This is a genomic window from Edaphobacter sp. (assembly GCF_035763405.1).
Taxonomy (GTDB): domain Bacteria; phylum Acidobacteriota; class Terriglobia; order Terriglobales; family Acidobacteriaceae; genus Edaphobacter.
Genome location: NZ_DASUBE010000097.1, coordinates 21,128 through 40,077 on the forward strand (window position 1 = coordinate 21,128; position 18,950 = coordinate 40,077).

Here is an 18,950-nt window from a genome sequence, read left to right on the forward strand (position 1 = left end):
TGAGGTCCCTTGCATTGCTTCTCCGCGCCTGAACCGGCAGGATGCAGACATGCATCGACGCCTCAATCCTCTCTTCCGAGTGGCATCGACGGCCTGCCTCATGCCGTGCCTCATCAGCGCAATGCCTGCGAGGGGCGAAGGGCCAACCACCGCCGCTGTCGCCGCCTTCAACGCCTACAGCCATGCAGTTGAGTCGAGGCTCACCGAGCAGCATCGTTCGCCGGACAGCTTCCTCGCGCTCTCCAACCAGGAACAGGAGTCAGCCCGTCTGCGAGCCGGAGAGTTCGTCATCGAGCAGATCACACCGCCACAGGGTGCAGATCTTCCCGGCGCGATGCTGCACCACTGGCGCGGCACAGCCTTCGCCCCCGGAGCAACAGCTACCGACTTCGTTCGTCTGATGCAGGACTACAACTCCTATCCGAAAATCTTCTCTCCGCAGGTGCTAGAGGCCAGGGCGCTCACCCCGCCCGGCGGTCACATGCAGGCATGGATGCGCGTGCGCCAGAAGCACGTCATCACGGTAGTCATGGATACGAGTTATGACGTCACCTTCGGCCAGCTCGACCGGCAACATGGCTACAGCATCTCGCACAGTACGCGGATCGACGAGATCGACTCGCCGGGCACCGCTCGCGAGCGCGTGCTCACAAGCAGCCAGGAACACGGCTTCCTATGGCGGCTCGACACCTACTGGAGCTACGAGGAGCGCGACGGCGGACTCTACTTGCAAATCGAGACCATATCCCTCACGCGCTCGATTCCGCCTGGCCTCGGCTGGGTGATCGGTCCCTACGTCGAAAGCGTTCCCCGCGAATCGCTTGAGTTCACGCTCCACGCGGCATGTAACACACTGAAAAATCCTGCGCAAAACACCTCTTTCAGAAAGGCGTCCTCACGATGAGCACACAGACCGTTGTACCGAACAACAAGACGAGCTTCGCCACGGCACAACGTGTCAATCAGTCGCTGACAGCCGCGCTCGAAAAGCGTGCCCTGACGTGGATGGCCGAGCGCGCGCCGCGCTGGCTCACCTCCGACCAGCTCACGGCACTCGGCTTCGCGGCACAGATCGGCGCAGGAGCCGGCTATGCGCTCTCCCGCTACGACCACCGCTTTCTGCTGCTGGTGGCGGTGTGCATCACGCTCAACTGGTTCGGCGACAGCATGGACGGCACGCTGGCCCGCGTTCGCCACCAGCAACGCCCGCGCTACGGCTTCTATGTGGATCACATCGTGGACATCCTCGGGGCCGTCGCCCTGATGTGTGGGCTCGGCCTCTCCGGCTTCGCACACTGGTGGGTGACCATCGCCATGTTGGTCGCGTTTCTGCTGCTGGCGGGCGAAAGCTACCTGGCCACCTACACCTTGTCGCGCTTCGAGCTCTCGCAGGGACTCTTCGGTCCCACCGAGCTCCGCATTCTTCTGATTGCCGGCACGCTCGCGCTGCTGCGGGACCCGCATGCCCACATCTTCGGCCACAACGTGCTGCTGTTCGATCTGGGCGGAGCGATTGCCGCAGCCTGCATGTTCGCACTCGTCATCGTCCTCAGCATGCGCCACACGGCCCAGCTCTACCGCGAGGAGCCGCTCGGATGAACACGCTGCTACGCTGGTGCAAATTCAATCTGGTGGGCGCAATGGGCATGGCAGTGCAGCTTGCGGCGCTCGCACTCTTCAATCGCTGGAGCGGTGGTCACTACCTCGTCGCCACAGCCGCAGCCATCGAGCTGACGTTGCTCCACAACTTTGCCTGGCACCTGCGCTACACATGGCGCGACCGCCGCGACGGATCCACGCTTGCACAGCTTGCCCGCTTCCATCTCTCCAACGGCCTCGTCTCAATGGTCGGCAACCTCGCGCTGATGCGCCTGCTCGTCGAAGAAGCACACCTGCCCGTCCTCGCCGCAAACGTCATTGCTATCCTCTGCTGCTCGATAGTTAACTTCTGCCTGGGAGACAGTTGGGTATTTGCCTCACAGCGTAATGCAGAAGCGTTGTAAGACCTCCATCTGGCTTCGCCGGTAGCGCCATGCCCGTCCTTCATCTAACCTGAACAGACACCAGACTCAACGAAGGACGGAGACCATGTGGCCCAAAGTGCTTGCGCAGTTGTTTGAACTGCTTCCTCATCTCGCGCGGCTGGTACCCATGGCCGACAAGTTCTTCGCCACGCGCACAGCCTCCGAAAAGGCCAACGAGGCCGCGATGGCCGCAATGGCCGAGGGGGTACGCGGCGACCTCAGTCAGCTCACCGAAGCGCACTCCGGCCTCTATCGCCAGTTGCAGCAGCAGAGCACGCAGCTCGCCGCAGTCGCAGAAGACGTCCAACGATCCCGCCAGACAACAGAAGACCAGGCCCAACGGATGGAGGCGCTCGAACAGCAGATGAAGTCGCTTGGCCGCTGGGTGAAGGCCGGAGTCGGCCTTATGTTCGTCGTGCTGGTCATGATGATCTGGCTGATCCTGCCCGTCAAGTGACTGCCCGCGTAAAATCAAATCATGGGAATCAGCCGCGAAGAAGCTCTGGACTGCTACCGGAGCGATGATTTGATTGGTCTGGGCATGGAAGCGGATGCAATCCGCCGCAAACTCCATCCCGAAAACGTCGTTAGCTACGGAGTCGAAGGCAGGATCGACTGCGCCGAGTCGCACGAAGCGATTCTCCGGTCGCTGGATGACGTTGTTGAGTCCGATGCAACCGCCGTCAAAATTTCGAGCGCCACACAGCCGCATCACGACGTCGCCTGGTTCGAGTCGCTCTTCAAGGCCATCAAGCACCGTCATCCCGGCCTTGACCTCTACGGATTGTCCGCAGCGGAGATCATCGAGATTGCGAAGGTCTCCGGCCTTGGCCTCAGTGCAACGATTGCGCGGCTCCACGATGCCGGACTCGACACGATCGTGGGAGACGGTTGCGCCGACCACGCGGGCTGGCTCGCGGTCCACGAAGCCGCTCACCGCCTCGGCCTCCGCACCACGGCGAGCCTGACCTTCAGCACAGAAGAGACGCTGGAGCGCCGTCTCGACCACCTCGTCTCCATCCGCCATCTCCAGGGAGCAACCGGAGGGTTCGCCGCATTCGTTCCGCAGATAGCAGCCGCCAGGGGACTGGATGAACCTACCGCGGTCGAATATCTGAAGACGCTGGCCATCGCGCGCCTGTTCCTCGACAATATCGAGAACATCCAGTCCAGCCTCGGGGCCGCCGACCTGAAGGTGATTCAGGTCTCTTTTCGATTTGGCTGCAACGATGCTGGCAACACTGCCGCTGAAGAGAAGCTGCGCCATGCCGTCCGCGACGCCGGATTCAAACCTGCGCGGCGAGACGCGCTCTACCGCGCCATGTTCCTGAACTGAGTCGAGACGCTAACCTGCGTACTGCGCGATGCCGTTGCCAAATGACCAGTCCTCCGGGCCGTTCTCCGTCAGGACAATCAGCGAGTCCTCCATACGAACACCGGCGCGCTCGTGCATCAGCTCGGCCACACGGCGATAGAAGGCCTGCTTCATCTCCAACGAGCGGCCCCGGCGCAGGAATATCTGGATAAAGACCACGCCATCCGTGCGGCGGAGATTCATATAGTTCTCGCCATAGAGCAGGCCATCGTCCGGATACTCGGTGACGACCTGGAAACGATCGTCTTCCGGCACATTCAGCGTTTGGTGCATCGCGTCGTAGATGGCGTCAGCAATCTGGCGCTTCTGCTGCTCGGTCCTGCCGGTCTTCATGGAAATACGTACCAAAGGCATCGTCGAAGCTCCTCCGAAGATTCGATGCGCGACCCGTCGCGTGGTTCCGCTCTTCCCTGCGCGGCGATTCGCGTAAAATCGGGTTCGAGCACTCACCTTTTGCCGGAGCAGCCTCCTGTCTTCTTTTGCCCCATCGCTTCCGTCCACACTTGCCATGCTGGCCGACCAGCACGGATTTGCCCACTACTGGCGAACGCACTACGCGAACAAAACCTTCGAGCATCTCTATCGCTGGAACACGTTCGACACATGCATGTTGATTCCCTATTTCGTGGTGATGATCATTCTGGCCTTCTATGGCATTCATCGCTACCAACTGGTCTGGCTCTACTATCGGAACAAAAAGAAGGAGGCGAAGTGGAACGAGCCGCCCGCGCGGTTCGCCGAAGGCCAATTCCCCTTTGTCACCATCCAATTGCCCATCTTCAATGAGCAGTTCGTCATCGACCGGCTGATCGACGCGGTGTGCAGGCTGGACTATCCGCGCGACCGCTTTGAGATCCAGTTGCTCGACGACTCCACCGACGAGACCCAGCAAGTGGCCCGTGAGATCGTCGAACGCTACGCGCGCGGCTTCGCCGGCATGGACCCGCAACCCATCGTCTATCTGCACCGCACCAACCGCCACGGCTACAAGGCTGGGGCGCTCGACGAAGGCTTGAAGGTCGCACGCGGCGAGCTGGTCGCCATCTTCGACGCCGACTTCGTGCCTCCGCGCGAGTGGGTCATGCAGGTCATCCATCACTTTGCCGAGCCGGAGATCGGCATGGTGCAGACGCGCTGGACGCACCTGAACCGCGACTATAGCTTCCTCACTCAGGTCGAAGCCATCTTGCTCGATGGCCACTTCGTGCTCGAGCACGGCGGCCGCAGCCGCGCAGGGGTCTTCTTCAACTTCAACGGCACGGCAGGCATGTGGCGGCGACGCACCATCGGCGAAGCCGGCGGCTGGCAGCACGACACCCTCACCGAAGACACCGACCTCAGCTATCGCGCGCAGATGGTCGGCTGGAAGTTCAAATACCTGCAAGACGTCGAGTGCCCGGCAGAGCTGCCCATCGAGATGACCGCCTTCAAGACCCAGCAGGCGCGCTGGGCCAAGGGCCTCATCCAGACCGGCAAGAAGATTCTGCCGCGCGTGCTTAGCAGTGACGTGGGCTGGCACACCAAGCTCGAAGCCTGGTATCACCTGACGGCCAACATCAGCTATCCGCTGATGATTATCCTGAGCGTGCTGCTGATGCCCGCAATGATCATCCGTAGTTGGCAGGGTTACATCCAGATGCTCCTGATCGACTTCCCGCTGTTTATGGCGAGCACGGCGTCCATCTCCACCTTCTATCTGGTCAGCCAGAAGGAGCTTTTTCCAAAAACCTGGTACAAGACGTTCCTCTACGTACCCTGCCTGATGGCGCTTGGCGTGGGCCTCTCGATCACCAATACCAAGGCCGTGATGGAGGCGCTGTTCGGCATCAAGAGTGCGTTCGCCCGTACTCCCAAGTATCGCGTCAAGGAGAAGGGCGAAAAATCGAAGGCGAAGGTCTACCGCAAGCGCCTGGGAATTGTGCCGTGGATCGAGCTGGCCATCGGCTGTTTCTTTGCATGGACAGTCTGGTACGCCGTCTCAACAGAAAACTACTTCACGGTGCCTTTTCTGTTGCTGTTTGTGTACGGGTACTGGTACACAGGATTGCTGAGTCTCCTCCAGGGCCGGTTCGAACGTGGCGGCACCGCCGGGCAGGCAATCCACGAAAAACCATACCCGCTGGGGATTTAGCCGCGACCGCACGAGGGCACGTCAATGATTAACGGCACGTTTATTCTGTTTGCTCTGGCCCTGGGATATACGGTGGCGGTCGGGCTGCTGATGCTGGCCACCTTCGGCATCACCAAAGCCGCACCCGCATTTGTGGTGAAGGATCATCTGCTGAAGCCGCGCTACCGCTTTCTACAGGAATTCATCTGGCTCCTCTGCGTGACTGTGGGCAGTTACGCATCGGCCTGGGTTGCAGTTCTGACGACTCACCCGTGGTTCGTTGCCGTGGCACTCATCTTCGTCCTGCTGGTCATTCTGTGGAGCAATACATGGGAGATGGCGCAGCGCGGACTCGGGCATCAGATCGTGATAAGCATCGTCACCATCGCTGGCGTGTGCGCCGGATTCACCGTTCATCTGCGATAGCGTTCAACAGCAAAGCGAAGGGCCTGAGTCGCGGTGTGCGACTCAGGCCCTTCCTTTCCAAACGTCTGCCGTTAGAAGCGAATACCGAAGGTCACAGGAATCCAGGTCGTGCGCTCGCTTGCCTGGGGAAAGGCGTTGAAGTAGTTCGTAGTGCCGCTCACGTCGTATGGCCGCTGCTTATTGTCGGTCCAGACGTAGCGTGCCTCCATATAGAACCGCTGATTGGCCCAACGCGAGAGCTTGTACGTCAAGCCCGCGCCGATGTTCAGGCCGAAGGCGTTGCTGGTGTACCAATCGACGGGCTGATTCGCCTGATATTGGTAGCAGCCATAGTACGGATCGCAGTAGGTGCCAATGGCAGGCGTAGTGAACTGCGTGTACTTGTGATAAAAGCCGGGACCGCCGGTAACATACGCGCCTACTGTATCCGAAGCATAGAAGTTAACCACCGGATTGAGCGAAAACGACCAGTCGTGGATATTGCCGCCGAGTTGATCAAGGCAGCTCTGCCCCGAGTTTTGTATGCAAAGGTTGTTGTAAAGATTGATCTGGTTGGTGAGCGTGCTCTTCTGCATCCCGAACTTGTCGTAGTCGAACTCGACCATGACGCCGACCGCCTGGTTGAAGTTGCGGCCGCCGCCGGCTTGAATCTTCCAGCCCGGCGTAGCGTAGGCATGAGTCTTCGAGACCGGAACGGTGAATCCGCCGCCGGCAAAGAAGCTGTACTTGGCCGAGCCGTCCGCGTTGGTATGACTGTCGGAGTAGTTGGGCCGTCCATAGCGACGGCGCGGCGGCGGCTGGCCCTCACGCGCACCGAAGCTGAACCCCTCGGCCTTCGCGGTTTCGACCGCACCGACATTCGATAGATAGTTCAGGTCGTCCGCATTGGAACTGGATGAGGACATGTCGAGCGGCGCGATGAGCGTGGACTTCAGGCTGATGGGTGCGAGCGGCTGGGCCGCGCCGGATGTCTCTTGGCCCTGCATCGCGGCAGGCGTTGCGGCAAGGAAGGCCAGAGCGGCAGTGGTGGCAAGAACGGCGGACAGGCGATTCATGTTGATCGTCATGTGCATCTCGATGTGCTCCCTTATTCGTGCGCAGGTTCTATCGCGTTGCTTCGACTCCATAAACCCGGCAGTTCGAATCTTGTTGTGTAAGACGCTTAAAAAGTCGTTAAGGATGACCGGAAGTTCAATGATAGACGCTATTTGCAAAAGTCCTGACACTGATTTACACCGATGCACACCGATTTTAAGAACGTTGAATAACGACCGCGGATAAACACGGATGAACACGGATTGGTCTTTGTCTTATCCGCGCCATCCGCGTTTATCCGTGGTCGCTCTTTAAAGTCGGCGTTTGTCGATGTAAATCAGTGTCAGACCCTTTGCCTTAATGGATGTCGAACTGCTCCGGGTGCAAACTGGGGTCCGATTTGACGAGGATGGTCTTGCCGACCATGTCTTCCATCTCCTGGAGCCACTTCGTGCCCGGCGCCTTGAGCTGCTTGACGACCTCGGGGTTCACCCGCAGCATCACGTCGCCGCGGTCAAGGTGGCGCTGCATCTTGCGCATCTCGATGTAGATGTCGTTGCAGACCGTGATGGGCGACTTCGTCATGCCGGTTCCCTGGCAGACACCGCACGTCGTCGAAAGCGTGCGCTCCAGCGATTGCTTGACGCGCTTGCGGGTGATGGCGACCAGGCCGAAGTCATTAAACTGGAGCACCTTCGAGGGTGCGCGGTCGTTCTTCAGCTCTTCTTCAAGCGCAGCCATCACGCGGTTGCGGTTCTTCCGCTCGTCCATATCGATGAAGTCGATGATGATGATGCCGCCCAGGTCGCGCAGCCGAATCTGCCGCACGATCTCCGGAATCGCATCGAGGTTCGTCTTGACGATGGTGTCTTCAAGCCGCGCCGTCTTGCCCACGTACTTGCCCGTGTTGATGTCGATGGCGACCAGCGCCTCGGTCTGGTTGATGACGATCGAGCCGCCCGACTTGAGCCAGACCTTCGAGCGCAGCGCCTTGTTGATCTCTTCCGTGATACCGAACTGTTCGAACAGCGGCGTCTCTTTGGTGTAGAGCTTGACGCGGCGGATCAGCGACGGTTGGAACCGCTGCAGGAAGCGCAGAATGCGCTCGTAGTCGGCCTCCGAATCGACCCAGATGGCGGAGAAGTTGTCCGTCACCTGATCGCGCAGAATCCGCTCAACCAGATTCAGGTCGTGATAGATCAGTGCGGGCGACTTCGAGGACTCCGAGCGCTGCTTGATGTCGGCCCAAAGGTTGAGCAGGAAACGAAGGTCCGAGCGCAGCTCCTCTTCGCTCGCGCCCTCGGCCGCCGTGCGAACGATGAAGCCGCCCGACGCATCGCCCTTTTCGCTCAGCAGAATCTCCTTCAGCCTGCGGCGCTCGCCGTCCGAGTCGATCTTGCGCGAGACACCGGTGTGGTTCACCGTCGGCATGAAGACCAGGAACCGGCCCGGCAGCGCGATGTGCGACGTAATGCGCGCGCCCTTCTTGGCGATAGGCTCCTTGGCAATCTGGACAAGCACCTCCTGCCCAGGCTTGAGCAGTTCGCTGATAGCTGGCAGGTCAGTGGCCTGCACGGAGGCGCGGCCTCTGTGGTCGCGGCGGTCGCCGGAGTGGCGGGGGCGGTCATGACGGTCATGGCGGCCACGGTCTCCGCGGCGACCGTCACGGCGTCCATCGCGGCGGCCCGGACGTCCATCGCGGCGCTCGCTGTCACGCGAGTGGCGTGGGGCTGTGTCTCCATCGTGGGAAGATTCGTGGCCGTCGGCATGAGCAGCCTCGCCGTCGGCGGCAAATTCATCTTCAAGGCCGTCCTCTTCGGTCTCTTCCGCGGCAACTGCGTCTGACTCATCTTCACCTTCAAATGTGAAGTCGTGAGCGGCGTCTTCTTCTTCGAGATCGTCCTCCTCGTCTTCGCCATTGGTGCGGGTAATCTCGTCAATCGACATCTCCCGCAGCATGGTGCCCAGGTCGGCCGCACCTTCGAGCGTCTCTTCCTCATCGAGGTCATCCATCTCTTCAATGGACGAGGCGTGCAGCGTCGTGGCAAAGTCCTCTTCGTCCGCAGCCTCTTCGGCGAGTTCACCGTGGCCGGGGGCGAAGCGTGGATGCTCCTCAACCATTTCCGCAGGCTGCGCAACAGCCGTCTCATGCCGGATGGGCTCGGCAGCAGCAGCAGTCTCTTCTGCAACAAACGCAGCGGCCGGAGGCTCGGTCATCATCTCGCCGGTGGCATGGATGGCCGTCAGTTCATGCTGCGGAGCAGCTTCTTCGGTGACAGCAGAAGAGGCAGGGCCTGTCTGCCAATCAAATTTCTCGAACTCGGTCGTGCGCGGCTGCCACGATTCTTCAGCAGCCTCCACAGCCTCGGGAGCCTCGACAACCGGCGCGCTCTGACGGAACTCACTGGGCGCGACGGGATCGACGCGATAGGAGGCCGACGCCTCGGTCGGCTCATACTCAGTCTCGGGCAAGGCCGCTGCGGGCATCGGTTTCGGCTGCGCTGCGCGCTGTTCCTGCCTCGATTCCGAACGGCGATGCCGCGAGAGCGTCTCACCCGGCAGTACGGCGCCGCCGTCCCACCCTGCGGGGATGGCAAAGCTGGGCGTAGCTGGGAGGATGATGCTTGGCTCAGCGGTCTTGGGCGCCGCGGCTGCCGGTTCGTCACCGGGCTTGCGGTACTTCGAGAGCGACTCGCCCGGCAGCAGAATCGGCTCCGGCACCGGTCCGTCGAAGGCCGCCTCTTCGTGTCCGGAGTTCTCCACACTGTAGTACGAAGCACGCGGCTCAAACCCCCGCGGCACGCGAGGCTGGCGCTGATCGCGGTCATGGTTGCGTCCGCGGTCGCGGGAACCACGGTCTCCACGACCACGTCGGGAGTTGCGATCATCGCGCTCGCGGCCGCCCGAGTTCTCCTGGGGATAGCCAGCGGACTCTTCAACAGGAGCAACAGTCGCAGCTTCAAGATCGAAGGTGTCTTCGTGAGTTCCGTGAGTTTCGTGAACCTCGTGGACCTCGTGAGCGTCGCCTGCCTCCTCGACGGCGTAGCCGTCCTCGGACTCATCCGCCGCCCCATGCTGCGGAGCAGCTTCGCGCTGAGCCGGACCGCGTCCACGACGGCGTCCACGACGACCACGCCAGCGACGGCCTCCGTCGGCCCCCGGTGCTCCTTCGCCGACAGGCTCCGCTTCAGAACGCTCCGGCTCGGCATGGCCCTCGTCCACGGCTTCAACGTGCGGAGCTTCCGTATCTTCAGCCGCAGGCGGCGCGGCTTCATAACCCTGGCGATCGCGGCTGCGGCCTCCACGGTCGCGACGGCCACGACCACGACGTTCGGCATCGTCGCCTTCCGTGCGGCGTCCCTCGCCACGCTGACGATGGCTGTCGCCATTGGTGTCGAAGTCGGCGGAATCGCCGGCCTCTTCCATAAAGTCGGTGATGTAGAGGAAGGCGTCGCGCTCAAGCCCGATGTCTACAAAGCTGGACTGCATTCCGGGCAGCACGCGCGTTACTTTCCCGTTATAGATGGAACCCGCAAGCGTGTACTCGTTCTCGCGCTCGTAATAAATCTCCGCGAGGCCTTCGTCCTCGACGATGGCGAGACGGGTCTCGTGCGGGGTGCTGGAGATGTAAATTTCTTTCGACATGTGCTCTGCTCTTTCTGCCCGGCCCCTTGGGGCGCGAGCGGCAGACGAGCGAGAGAACAATCGGGAGCCGACTTAGCGAAGCTAAGCCGTGCTCACCGTGGCGGACAGGGTCGAGAATCGGATGCGAGACAGGGAAGCTGCGTGGACGATGCCCGAAGCGAGGCGTAGTGAAAACGCTTCAGCCTTGACCGCTCTCAGAATCTGCGCGGACATGGCGGTACTCGGGGAACCGGGGACGTGCAATCGTGCTTCCAGGGATCGCGGGCAGGCGGATTTGGTGACCACAACAACCTCATCATCAACCACTTGAGGCGGGGCCGTTTGCCATCCGGATGCAATCATTTCCCTCTGAACCTGTCCGGCCAACGGATCGATGGGTCTCTCGTCTGGCCGGCCTTCATTTATCTGAAAATCTTTTGTCCGCTCATTGGCGACCTTGCGCCGAAGACAGCGGAATGGAACGCAGACCGGCATCTACAGCCGTTCTGACGTTGTTAACAGTATTGCACTAAATGCGCTGCCAGGGCCAGTGCCTAGGTGGTTTCCAGAAGCCCGCGGTGCTAAGCCCTTGAGAACAGTAGCGCGCAGACTGGAAATGCTCTGCCGGTCAAAAAACTGTTCGCCGGTTCAAAAGCAACTGGCCCGGGCTAGACGACGTTTTCGGCCATCCGACGCTCCAATCATAGGAACCGACATGCAAGCGTCTGCGCTAACTCAAGGCGCAGCTCACTTTGAACCAGAACGTTCCCGCATTCGACGCATCTAGCAATCGGAAGAAACGGAGAGCGATCACAGACGAATTTGAACTTTCAATCGTTGCCCTTGAAGGCTGATTCGTAGCTGCCCGGACTGGCACGGATACGCGATCACACGGAATCGTCGTTGCAGAACCGGCAGCAGGTCTTTTCCCAAAACACAACTTTGCCTGGTTTTCCGGGCGCGTTCGGTGCGCGCCGAAGCCGAACCTGTCTTTGTGTCCGGCGACGCCGAAACGACTGATCTGCTTATGCACTCAAAAATCCTGCACCAAAGGAGTCACCCAAATGAACTTCACCCATTGGAACAAACTCATGCATCTGGCAGCACTGGGCGGCATATTTCTGCTGGCCGCCAACGTACAGGGCGCACATGCCGATACCCTGGCCATCACGTCGCTGGCACCCGGAGTTCAGGCGCCAACCGGCATTACCACCTATTACGAGAACTTCGACACCGTAACGCCGTCAAGCGGAACTCTCACCACCCACTTCAATGGCAGCTCCGTCACCGGGACCTACACCGGCAACTTTGCAATTCTGCCGGCCAATGCTTTCGGAGGAGCAAACGGAACGAACTTCATCTCGACCTCCGGCACCCATTCCTCATATACCCTCTCGCTCAGCCAGTCCGTCAACTACTTCGGACTTTGGTTTTCGGCGCTTGACGCGGGCAACAACATCAACTTCTACGATGGAAAGAACCTGGTATTTGCATTTGCGCCATCCAACTTCGTCGGTCTGGTAGGGAGCTGCTCCACCACGGCCAATCCCTACTGCGGCAACCCCAACAATGGCCTTGATACAGCAGAACAGTTCGCTTACCTGAACTTCTACGACCCGACCGGGACCTTCAACAAAATTGTGTTCGATCAGGACACCTCAAGCGGGCAATTCGAGTCGGACAACCAGGCAGTCGCAACACTGCTATCGCCCCCGGGCGGCCTCGGCATCGGCACCACACCCGAACCGGCAAGCCTGTTTCTTCTGGGCACTGGCCTTCTGGGGTTTGCTGGCGCTTTTCGTCGTAAGCTCATCGGTAAATTCATCGAGTAGATGAAGCGATCCATCCCTATCGATAAGCGATTCACGCACAACGGACCTGCATTCCTGACCAGCCGGCAGGAATGCAGGTCTTTCAGGAGTGCGGCTAATTCACAAAACGTCTCATCCGAATGTTCATCACAATCCCCAACGCCAGGAAGGTGAACAAAATCGATGAGCCGCCATAGCTCATCAGCGGCAGCGGAATCCCCGTCACCGGCATCAGGCCAATTACCATGCCGATATTGACCGCGATCTGAAACAGGATGACGGCGACGACCCCCATCACAATAAACGTGCCCGGTATATCCGAGGCGGTCTGGGCATTTTGAATCAATCGCATCAGAACAAGGAAGTACAGCAGCAGCACACCAATAGCGCCCGCGAAGCCGTGCTCCTCACAGAAGGCTGCGAAGATGAAGTCGGTGTACGGAATGGGCAGAAAATCACCCTGCGTCTGCGTGCCTTTGTTCGCGCCCTTGCCCCAGATGCCGCCTGAGCCCACCGCGATCAGCGACTGCCGGATCTGATAGCCGGACCCGCGCGGGTCCGTGTCGGGGTTGAGGAATGCGTTGATGCGCGCCTGCTGATAGGGCTTCAGGTGCTTGCCGCTCTTGTAGGCAACGCCTGCGACCAGCACCAGACCCAGCACAATCAGCGCCGTCTGTTTGAAGCGAATGCCGCCCAGAAACAGCCCGCAGAGCAGAATCGGCAGATACGTCAGCGCCGTGCCAAGGTCCGGCTGCTTCAACACCAGCAGCATGGGGATGCCAACCAGCGCGCAGGCCTTGCCGATGTCGGCCCAGCTCAGCCCCTTGCCGGTGCGTCCCCAGAAATAGCGCGCCACCATCAGGATAAGAATCAGTTTCACCCACTCCGATGGCTGAAAGTGAACACCGCCGCCCAGATTGATCCACCGTCTGCCGCCCATCACCTTGGTGCCGACGGCGAGCACCGCAACCAGCGCCAGAATGCCGATGCCATACGCCCAGTGCGCAATATCAACCAGCCGGTGATAGTCGATGGCGGAGATCAGAAACATCAGCACCACGCCCACCGCCAGAAACCCAATCTGCTTGTGGTCGAAGCCATGAAACTTGGTGTGCAGCGTAGCCGACTTAATCTCCAGCACGGAGACGATGGACAGCAGAGCCACAAAGCCCAGAAGGACCCAGTCGAAGTCGCGGTAGGAGGTGAGCCGAGGCATGGATGTGGCTAGTTTAGACGGTTCCGAACAAAGAGCAGAAGCGCAGCCATTTACCAGATGCATTCTTTCCTTGACCGTTCCGCCCCATTCCTGTAGGAAGTAGGGGGTAGAAAATCCGTGTTATTCCAGATGGCGCTGCTGAGCGATGTTTATTCGGGCCCGTACTTGCTTATGACCTCACGTGTGAACACACCTCAAAAGGAGAAGCAACGATGGAATACAACTCAACTCAAGGGACGAATCCCACCGGGGCTGCTCCCGCCGGCGGTCTCTCGCAGAACGCGGCTGCGGCCATTGCCTACATCACCATCATCCCGGCCATCATCTTCCTGGTGATGGAGCCGTACAACAAGATCCCCTTTGTCCGCTTCCACTCGTTCCAGAGCATCTGCCTCGGCGTCGCCGCAATCATCGTCGAAACAATCCTCGGGGTGATCCCGGTCATCGGCTGGATCATGCTGCCCTTCGTCGCCCTCGCGTTTCTGGCGATCTGGATCTATACCGTCCTGCAAGCCTACAAAGGCAACTGGTTCAAGCTGCCGGGCATCGGCGACTTCGCCCTGACACAGGCCTCCAAGTAGCCACCCTTTTTGTTGTCATTCCCGAAGAGAATCTGCGTTTCGCTTTGGGGGCACCAAACTGGAAAATGGCTCCGCCCCTGAGGCTGTCGCTGCGGACTCAATCAAAACGTCTCTACTCCGCGGTCGGCATCTTTTCAGGAGCCTTCGCAGGTGGAGGCGCGGGCGCGGAGGTCGTCTCCGGCGCGGGAGCAGGCGGAGGCGTCACCACATTATTGGCCTGCTTGCGCTGCTTGTTGACGTAGGCTTCGATCACTCGCGCCGCCAGTTTGGCCGAGTTCGCGCCCCAGTTGCCGTTCTGCCACAGCACCACCACCACGATGTCCGGGTTGCGACGCGGAGCCAACCCAACGAACCACGCATTCGGCACCGTCTTATGCCCGCCCCCGGAACGCGCCAGCGCCGCGTGACTCATCACCTGCGCCGTGCCCGTCTTGCCGGCAAAGTCGATGCCCTCCAGATGCGAGGCAGCCGCCGTGCCCATCAGTGTCGTCTGGGCCAGCGCATCCGTGATGATCTCCCAATTCTGCGTGCTCATCTGGATCGTCTTCTCGCCGGAGCCATTGAACGTCTCATGCACAGCCTCCAGCTCCTGCGCAGGCACCTCGCTCGGAAACACCAGATGCGGCCGATGAAACACCCCGCCGGACGCGATGCCCGCATACGCGCGCGCAAGCTGAATCGGCGTCACCGTCACCGCTCCCTGCCCAATCCCCACCGAAATCGTCTCGCCCGCATACCACGGCGCATGCTGTGTCTTCAGCTTCCACGCCGTCGAAGGCATCGTGCCCGAAGCCTCATCCGGCAGGTCGATCCCCGTCGGCTCGCCCAGCCCGACCTCCGTGCCGTACTTCGCAATCGTGTCGATGCCCAGCCGGTTCGCCAGCGTATAGAAGAACGTATCGCACGACTCCGGCAGCGCCTTCTCAATATCGAGCAAGCCGTGGTGGGTGTCGCAGGCGTAGAAGTGTCCATAGAACGTGGCCCCGCCGGCGCAGAAGACGTGCATGGCCTGCGCAACGCCCTCCTGCAACCCAGCCAGCGTCATAATCGTCTTGAACGTGCTGCCCGGCGCAAGCTGCGCCTGAATGGCCTTGTTCAGCAGCGGATGGTCAGGATTGTTGACGATCTGGTCCCAGTAGCTCTTCGTCAACCGCACGGCAAACTGATTGGGGTCGAACGTCGGGCGCGAGACCATCGCCAGCACCTCGCCCGTGTGCGGGTCCAGCGCAACAATCGCACCGGTCTTGTCCTCCATCGCCTTCTCCGCCGCCATCTGCACATCGAGATCGATGGTCAGCTTCAGGTCCTTGCCCGGAACAGCCGGAATCGTCCCCAGGTGGCCAATCTCCTTGCCATGACTGTTGACAACAATCTCGCGGCTGCCGTCCGTGCCGCGCAGAAGCGCGTCGTAAGTCTCCTCCAGCCCAGAGCGCCCCACGACATCGCCCGGCGAGTAGAACGCATAGCGCGGATCATTGAGCATCTGCTCCGAGACCTCGCCGACGTAGCCAATCACGTGCGCCAGAAAGCCGTCGCTCGGGTACAGCCGCCGCTGCTCGTCCAGCGTCTCCAGCTCGGGCAGCTCGTCGCGGTGCGCGGCAATGAACGCCTGCTCGTCCGGCGTAATGTCCTCTTTCAGCGGAATCGGCTGATACCTCGCCGTGCCCTGATAGCGGCGGAGCGTGGCCTGTATCTGCTCAACTGGAATGTGCAGCCCGCGCGCGATCAGCGGCAGGTCAGCGTCGAGGTCCTTCACCTGCTCGCGCAGCAGAAAGCAGGAGACCGAGGGATAGTTATCGACAATCAGCCGCCCGTCACGATCAAACAGTCGTCCGCGCGGAGCAAGAATCGGCACATTGCGAATCCGGTTGGCCTGCGCCAGCGCGCGGAAGTTGCTCGCGCCCAGCACCTGCAAACGCCACAGCCCTGTCACCAGAATGACCAGAATCAGCGCCACCAGATACTGCGCCGCCGTCAGTTTGCTGGCAGGCAGCTTCTCTTCCTTGCCGTGAGGGCCAAGGCTGTCCAGATCGGGATGACTTGCCTGTTCCATGCTGATTTCCAGTGTAGGCCCGATGGTTAGACGACCGCGATGGGCTAGTCGCGGCGCTTTGCCCGATCCAGCAGAAAGAAGATGGGCACAGCAATCACAGCATTAATGACGGCATACAGCACCTGGTGTCCCCACTCCATGTGAAAGTCCGAGATGCCGAGCAGGCGGCGGTTGACCAGAAACAATAGCGCCCCGTTCAGCAGATAAAACGCAAAGTTGATCAGAAACCGCGTGGTGATGTTGTCCACGTCAATCTGCAGGCTGATGCTGGCGGCAATATAGCCAATCACCGACTTGGCCATGCCGTTGACGCCAATCGGGTTCGAGGTCAGCGCGTCCTCGAGCAGCCCAATCACCGCGCCAATCAGCGTACCCGCCACCGGGTTGCGCCGCGAAACAGCAAAGAAGACCACCACAATCAGCGGAAGCTCCAGCACGCCCAGGCGCGGAAACGGACGCGGCAAAAGAGCCTGCAACAGGATGGCCACCAGCGGCACAAGAATCGTGACGGCTGGCGGAAAGCTGTGCTGCTCGAGTTCCCGGCGGGACGTGTAGCTGCGTATGGCCATAAGTTAGTTCGGGTTCGGCTCGCTCTTCGGAGTGTCCGTCTTTGGCGGAGTGTTCCCCGCAGGCGCTGGCGGGGTTTCAATCACAGTCGTCCGCGCTCCGGGCGTCAGGTCGGCGGCCGGAGGCGTGGCGCCGGGCGTGAAGCGGTCGGGATGGATCGCCTGTAGAGGCTTGGGCACGATTCCTCCGGGCGGCCCCGGCGGCGCGGGCTTGGCACCATCTGCCGCTACAGGAGCGTTCGCGTCATGGAGACTGGGCAGCCGCTCGGCCACAATCTGCGCGGCGGAGCTTGCCGCTGCTTCGGCTGCGGACTGTGCGGCAGCCGCTGCCGCTGCTTTAGCTGCTTCCTGAGCCTTGGCAGTCGCGGCTCCAGCCGCCAGGTCTTTCTGTGCCTGAGCAGGCAGGGTCGTCTGCGTCCCGGTAATGATCAGCACCTCTTCCAGGCGCGTCAGATTCGCCGCAGGCGTCAGTTGAATCATCGTGTACGGAGGATTGTTCGGGTCCGGAGCGACCGACGCAATCGTTCCCACCGGCAGCCCACGCGGGAAGATCTGGTCGCCGCCCGAAGAGATCACCTTTTCCCCCGGCTTGATGCGGTCGTCCTGCGTCAGGTTCGTAATCTCCAGCCGCCCGGTCGAGCTTCCATGCACAATCGCGCTAACCCGCGTCGTCTCCAGAATGACCCCCGCGCCCGAGGTCTGGTCGCTGATCAGCAGCACCTGCGAAGTATGCCCGAAGACATCGCGCGTCTTGCCGACGATGCCGTCCGGCGTAATCACCGCCATGTCCGGCTTCAGCCCGTCGTCGGAGCCTTTATCGATGTAGATGACGTGCGAAAGGTCACTGCCGCTGGTGCCCACCACCTGTGCCGCGACCGTGCTCGAGATGTAATGCTCCTTGAAGTCGAGCAGCGCCTGCAACCGGTGGCCCTGCATCGCGTCCTCGGCAAGCGCAGCCTGCTCCATCCTCAGTTGCGCAATCTGCTTCTCCAGATTGGCATTCTGCTGCTTCGTATGCCGCAGGTCGATATAGTTCGACCAGCCGTAGCGCACGTTGTAGCCAACCGCGTGAACCAGGCGCTCGATGGGCGTCACCGCCGAGACCACCCACAGACGAATCAGCCGCACCTGCGATGCATCCGGCGCGCCCGACTCGACCGGACGGCGCACCTGCACCGCAAGCGCGATCGTCTGCACCAGCAGCACCGCGACCAGCACCAGAACATTCTTGAATCGGACGAAAAAGGATTCCATGCGCCTACAAATAGATTATCCGCGAGACGACGCATTGGCGGAGGTGGCAGGGTAGGTGCGGGCACGCTTTGTGCTCTTCGGTGTGAGCGCAGCGCTTCAGAGAGTGCTGAAAAAGTCCGTTTTGCTTAAGGGCACGGCTTTAGCCGCTGAGGTACACTCTCCTCTTCGCCAATGACTTTTTCGGCATCCTCTTCAGCCCTGCGAAAATCCCAACACTCCAGTCGCCCGCTTTTTGCATTTCCATTCCGCAGCCGTAAGCATTTCCATTCCGTACCCTGAGCGAAGCCGAAGGGGAAGGAATCTGCTTTCCCGCGCCGCACCAACGCTCGGGTGCCCATCCTTCGCAGCTTCATCGCGAAGGGTGGGGATCACCACAGCCAGTCACCCACCCTTTGCATTTCCATTCCACAGCGTTGTCAAGCCCCCGCCTCGCTCAAATCCACTCCAACCCAAACAAAGCAAACAGAAAATCGCTCCCGCGAATCTGGCGGTTTAGTTTTCCCCGTCCACGTAAAATAAATACAGAGCCCGAAAAAGCCCCCCGGGCGCCTCTGGGGTTTTTGCACGTAAGCCTTTCATTAAGAATACTTTGCGTGCAACCGTCGCAGAATGAATACTTTGCAAAACAAGTCCGAACCTAAGTCCTTTGTTCAAAGGACTTTGCGCAAAATGTAGGGGGGAGGGGGTACCCCCTCCATCAGTACCGCCAGCTCGTCGTATCCGCTCCCGGCGGCGCAGTCTTCAGCATGTGCTCAGTCATCAGCGGCAGCACCCGCTGCGCCCACGTCGCCGAGTTCACCTGCATCGTGTACTCCGAAGGGCCGCCCGTGTAGCAGTGGGGCTCGCCCGGCCCGTACTGGAACGTAGCATCCGAG

General features: G+C 60.6%; 16 protein-coding genes. 9 read left to right on the forward strand and 7 right to left on the reverse strand.

The annotated features are described in order from the left end of the window. Positions 1 to 49: 49 nt before the first annotated feature. The 5 genes from VFU66_RS09975 (at position 50) to VFU66_RS09995 (ending at position 3,360) form a co-directional block, all read left to right on the forward strand. Positions 50 to 904 carry a hypothetical protein gene (locus VFU66_RS09975; protein WP_326446097.1) on the forward strand — a complete coding sequence of 285 codons (855 nt, stop codon included), beginning with the start codon at positions 50 to 52 and terminating at the stop codon, positions 902 to 904. Then, entirely contained in the window at positions 901 to 1,599 is a 699-nt protein-coding gene (locus tag VFU66_RS09980) for a CDP-alcohol phosphatidyltransferase family protein (RefSeq protein WP_326446098.1), read from the forward strand. The genes VFU66_RS09975 and VFU66_RS09980 overlap by 4 nt, the downstream gene beginning before the upstream one ends. Continuing rightward, a complete protein-coding gene (locus tag VFU66_RS09985; RefSeq protein WP_326446099.1) occupies positions 1,596 to 2,003 on the forward strand; it encodes a GtrA family protein in 408 nt (135 codons plus the stop codon). The genes VFU66_RS09980 and VFU66_RS09985 overlap by 4 nt, the downstream gene beginning before the upstream one ends. An 85-nt stretch (positions 2,004 to 2,088) precedes the next feature. Continuing rightward, positions 2,089 to 2,481 carry a hypothetical protein gene (locus VFU66_RS09990; RefSeq protein WP_326446100.1) on the forward strand — a complete coding sequence of 131 codons (393 nt, stop codon included), beginning with the start codon at positions 2,089 to 2,091 and terminating at the stop codon, positions 2,479 to 2,481. A 21-nt stretch (positions 2,482 to 2,502) separates the two neighbouring features. Then, a complete protein-coding gene (locus VFU66_RS09995) occupies positions 2,503 to 3,360 on the forward strand; it encodes a radical SAM protein (protein ID WP_326446101.1) in 858 nt (285 codons plus the stop codon). A gap of 9 nt (positions 3,361 to 3,369) precedes the next feature. Here the strand turns inward: VFU66_RS09995 and VFU66_RS10000 are convergent, their stop codons facing one another. Further along, positions 3,370 to 3,753, reverse strand: coding sequence for a tautomerase family protein (locus VFU66_RS10000; RefSeq protein ID WP_326446102.1), 384 nt, complete (start codon positions 3,751 to 3,753; stop codon positions 3,370 to 3,372). A gap of 154 nt (positions 3,754 to 3,907) precedes the next feature. Between VFU66_RS10000 and VFU66_RS10005 the strand changes: the two genes are divergently transcribed. Both VFU66_RS10005 and VFU66_RS10010 read left to right on the forward strand, forming a co-directional pair. Further along, on the forward strand, positions 3,908 to 5,530 hold the full coding sequence (locus VFU66_RS10005) for a cellulose synthase family protein (RefSeq protein ID WP_326446103.1): 1,623 nt from the start codon (positions 3,908 to 3,910) through the stop codon (positions 5,528 to 5,530). A gap of 24 nt (positions 5,531 to 5,554) precedes the next feature. Then, positions 5,555 to 5,935 (forward strand): hypothetical protein, encoded by a 381-nt coding sequence (locus VFU66_RS10010; protein ID WP_326446104.1) that lies wholly within the window; start codon positions 5,555 to 5,557, stop codon positions 5,933 to 5,935. Between the two features lie 71 nt (positions 5,936 to 6,006). Here the strand turns inward: VFU66_RS10010 and VFU66_RS10015 are convergent, their stop codons facing one another. Then, entirely contained in the window at positions 6,007 to 7,002 is a 996-nt protein-coding gene (locus VFU66_RS10015) for a hypothetical protein (RefSeq protein WP_326446105.1), read from the reverse strand. A gap of 325 nt (positions 7,003 to 7,327) precedes the next feature. After that, positions 7,328 to 10,615 carry an Rne/Rng family ribonuclease gene (locus tag VFU66_RS10020; protein ID WP_326446106.1) on the reverse strand — a complete coding sequence of 1,096 codons (3,288 nt, stop codon included), beginning with the start codon at positions 10,613 to 10,615 and terminating at the stop codon, positions 7,328 to 7,330. A 1,043-nt stretch (positions 10,616 to 11,658) separates the two neighbouring features. Between VFU66_RS10020 and VFU66_RS10025 the strand changes: the two genes are divergently transcribed. Continuing rightward, entirely contained in the window at positions 11,659 to 12,426 is a 768-nt protein-coding gene (locus VFU66_RS10025) for an Npun_F0296 family exosortase-dependent surface protein (protein WP_326446107.1), read from the forward strand. A gap of 94 nt (positions 12,427 to 12,520) precedes the next feature. On the opposite strand, the gene rodA is transcribed toward VFU66_RS10025, so the two are convergent. Continuing rightward, positions 12,521 to 13,621, reverse strand: coding sequence for a rod shape-determining protein RodA (gene rodA / locus VFU66_RS10030; protein ID WP_326446108.1), 1,101 nt, complete (start codon positions 13,619 to 13,621; stop codon positions 12,521 to 12,523). 212 nt (positions 13,622 to 13,833) lie between these two features. On the opposite strand from rodA, the gene VFU66_RS10035 reads away from it, so the two are divergent. Continuing rightward, entirely contained in the window at positions 13,834 to 14,202 is a 369-nt protein-coding gene (locus tag VFU66_RS10035) for a DUF4870 domain-containing protein (protein ID WP_326446109.1), read from the forward strand. Between the two features lie 112 nt (positions 14,203 to 14,314). On the opposite strand, the gene mrdA is transcribed toward VFU66_RS10035, so the two are convergent. Genes mrdA through mreC form a run of 3 tightly spaced genes read right to left on the reverse strand, consistent with a single transcriptional unit; the run spans position 14,315 to position 18,075 of the window. After that, complete coding sequence (gene mrdA, locus VFU66_RS10040; protein ID WP_326446110.1) at positions 14,315 to 16,255, reverse strand: penicillin-binding protein 2; 1,941 nt, start codon at positions 16,253 to 16,255, stop codon at positions 14,315 to 14,317. A 44-nt stretch (positions 16,256 to 16,299) separates the two neighbouring features. Then, positions 16,300 to 16,824, reverse strand: coding sequence for a rod shape-determining protein MreD (mreD, locus tag VFU66_RS10045; RefSeq protein WP_326446111.1), 525 nt, complete (start codon positions 16,822 to 16,824; stop codon positions 16,300 to 16,302). A gap of 3 nt (positions 16,825 to 16,827) precedes the next feature. Beyond that, positions 16,828 to 18,075, reverse strand: a complete 1,248-nt coding sequence (gene mreC, locus VFU66_RS10050; RefSeq protein WP_326446112.1) for a rod shape-determining protein MreC — start codon at positions 18,073 to 18,075, stop codon at positions 16,828 to 16,830. Positions 18,076 to 18,950: the final 875 nt, after the last annotated feature.

Coding starts and splice junctions, on each gene's coding strand:
- VFU66_RS09975 (WP_326446097.1), top strand. CDS start 50: ATGCATCGACGCCTCAATCCTCTCTTCCGAGTGGCATCGACGGCCTGC.
- VFU66_RS09980 (WP_326446098.1), top strand. CDS start 901: ATGAGCACACAGACCGTTGTACCGAACAACAAGACGAGCTTCGCCACG.
- VFU66_RS09985 (WP_326446099.1), top strand. CDS start 1,596: ATGAACACGCTGCTACGCTGGTGCAAATTCAATCTGGTGGGCGCAATG.
- VFU66_RS09990 (WP_326446100.1), top strand. CDS start 2,089: ATGTGGCCCAAAGTGCTTGCGCAGTTGTTTGAACTGCTTCCTCATCTC.
- VFU66_RS09995 (WP_326446101.1), top strand. CDS start 2,503: ATGGGAATCAGCCGCGAAGAAGCTCTGGACTGCTACCGGAGCGATGAT.
- VFU66_RS10000 (WP_326446102.1), bottom strand. CDS start 3,753: ATGCCTTTGGTACGTATTTCCATGAAGACCGGCAGGACCGAGCAGCAG.
- VFU66_RS10005 (WP_326446103.1), top strand. CDS start 3,908: ATGCTGGCCGACCAGCACGGATTTGCCCACTACTGGCGAACGCACTAC.
- VFU66_RS10010 (WP_326446104.1), top strand. CDS start 5,555: ATGATTAACGGCACGTTTATTCTGTTTGCTCTGGCCCTGGGATATACG.
- VFU66_RS10015 (WP_326446105.1), bottom strand. CDS start 7,002: ATGACGATCAACATGAATCGCCTGTCCGCCGTTCTTGCCACCACTGCC.
- VFU66_RS10020 (WP_326446106.1), bottom strand. CDS start 10,615: ATGTCGAAAGAAATTTACATCTCCAGCACCCCGCACGAGACCCGTCTC.
- VFU66_RS10025 (WP_326446107.1), top strand. CDS start 11,659: ATGAACTTCACCCATTGGAACAAACTCATGCATCTGGCAGCACTGGGC.
- rodA (WP_326446108.1), bottom strand. CDS start 13,621: ATGCCTCGGCTCACCTCCTACCGCGACTTCGACTGGGTCCTTCTGGGC.
- VFU66_RS10035 (WP_326446109.1), top strand. CDS start 13,834: ATGGAATACAACTCAACTCAAGGGACGAATCCCACCGGGGCTGCTCCC.
- mrdA (WP_326446110.1), bottom strand. CDS start 16,255: ATGGAACAGGCAAGTCATCCCGATCTGGACAGCCTTGGCCCTCACGGC.
- mreD (WP_326446111.1), bottom strand. CDS start 16,824: ATGGCCATACGCAGCTACACGTCCCGCCGGGAACTCGAGCAGCACAGC.
- mreC (WP_326446112.1), bottom strand. CDS start 18,075: ATGGAATCCTTTTTCGTCCGATTCAAGAATGTTCTGGTGCTGGTCGCG.